Below are 1,152 nucleotides of genomic sequence, written 5' to 3'. Positions count from 1 at the left end.
TCACCGCGTTGGCCGCGCACGGCCTGCACCGCAACCCGACCACGCTCCCCGACGGCAAATGGCGACTGCAACCCAGCGGCGCCAAAATCACCTGGCCCGATCAGGACTATGCGCAGGCGTTGAACAGCCTACCGGTAGGCACCCCCATCACATACGACGCCACAGTGACGCTGCCCGGTCATAGCGTCCCTGTTCCCATCGGCCAACTGGTGAACAGACTGCGGAACACCTCGGCCAGCGGGGGGCGGGTGGCGGCGCCGGATCCGGTGTTGGTCGCCGCGTTGGCCGCGCACGGCCTGCACCACAACCCGACCGCACTCCCCGACGGCAAATGGCGGCTGCAACCCAGCGGCGCCAAAATCACCCGGACCGATCAGGACTATGCCCAGGCGTTGAACCGCCTACCGGTAGGCACCCCCATCACATACGACACCACAGTGACGCTGCCCGGTCATCCCGTCCCTGTTCCCATCGGCAAACTGGTGAACAGACTCCGGAACATCTCGGCCGGCGGGGGGCGGGTGGCGGCGCCGGATCCGGCGTTGATTGCCGCGTTGGCCGCGCACGGCCTGCACCACAACCCGACCACGCTCCCCGACAACAAATGGCGGCTGCAACCCAGCGGCGCCAAAATCACCTGGCCCGATCAGGACTATGCGCAGGCGTTGAACCGCCTACCGGTAGGCACCCCCATCACGCACGACACCACAGTGACGCTGCCCGGTCATACCGTCCCTGTTCCCATCGGCCAACTGGTGAACAGACTGCGGAGCCCCTCGGCCAGCGGGGGGCGGGTGGCGGCGCCGGATCCGGTATTGGTCGCCGCGTTGGCCGCGCACGGCCTGCACCGCAACCCGACCGCGCTTCCCGACGGCAAATGGCGGCTGCTACCCAGCGGCGCCAGAATCAGCTGGCCCGATCAGGTCTATGCGCAGGCGTTGAACCGCCTGCCGGTAGGCACCCGCATCACGCGGAACACCACAGTGATGCTGCCCGGTCATACCGTCCCTGTTCCCATCGGCCAACTGGTGAACAGACTGCGGACCATCTCGGCCAGCGGGGGGCGGGCGGCGGCGCCGGATCCGGCGTTGGTCACCGCGTTGGCCGCGCACGGCCTGCACCACAACCCGACCACGCTCCCCGACAACAAAT

At 68.1% G+C, this 1,152-nt stretch carries 1 protein-coding gene; it reads left to right on the top strand.

Annotation, left to right across the window (positions count from 1 at the left end; genetic code table 11):
• Positions 1-1,152: hypothetical protein (locus tag ACIBEF_RS32580; RefSeq protein WP_396797264.1), on the top strand; the 1,152-nt coding region annotated here is incomplete at both ends.

Source organism: Micromonospora sp. NPDC050795 (genome assembly GCF_044456785.1).
GTDB lineage: Bacteria > Actinomycetota > Actinomycetes > Mycobacteriales > Micromonosporaceae > Micromonospora.
Note: the sequence above shows the minus strand (reverse complement) of the source record. Positions and strands in the feature narration are given on the sequence as shown.